The sequence below is a fragment of the Paraburkholderia sp. BCC1885 genome, from assembly GCF_900996235.1.
GTDB lineage: Bacteria > Pseudomonadota > Gammaproteobacteria > Burkholderiales > Burkholderiaceae > Paraburkholderia.
The window spans coordinates 1-473 of sequence record NZ_CAAJGM010000124.1; the positions used below are offsets into that span (position 1 = coordinate 1).

Consider the following 473-nt stretch of genomic DNA (forward strand, 5'->3'; position numbering starts at 1 on the left):
ACGCGCAGCGCATCGAGCCGCCCCGGAAGCTGGAGGCCGATCTCTGCTGGTTCGACGACACCCCGCTGTCCCCGCAACGCAAGTATCTGCTCAAGCAGACCACCAACACGGTGTTCACCAAGATCGGCGCGGTCAAGCAGGTGCTGGACGTGCATACGCTGTCGCACGCCAGCGACCGCCAGGACCTGAAGATGAACGACATCGGCCGGGTGGCGCTGACGCTGCAGAAGCCGATCGTCTGCGATACCTACGATGCGCATCCGGGCACGGGCGCGTTCGTGCTGATCGACGAGGCGACCCATCACACGGTCGCCGCCGGGATGATTCGCGCCTACTCGGCGTGAGTCCGGCGCCGTCGGCCTCGCGTGTCGCGGCCGACGGCGCTCTACCAATGAAAGGCTTATGGGCAAGGTGTATCTGATTGGCGCCGGACCCGGCGCGGCCGACCTGATCACGGTGCGCGGCGCGCGCCT

General features: G+C 67.0%; 1 protein-coding gene. It reads left to right on the forward strand.

Annotated features, from left to right (window positions below):
* Positions 1 to 344: elongation factor 1-alpha C-terminal domain-related protein (locus FQ755_RS13625; protein ID WP_409937496.1), on the forward strand; the 344-nt coding region annotated here is incomplete at its 5' end.
* Positions 345 to 473: the final 129 nt, after the last annotated feature.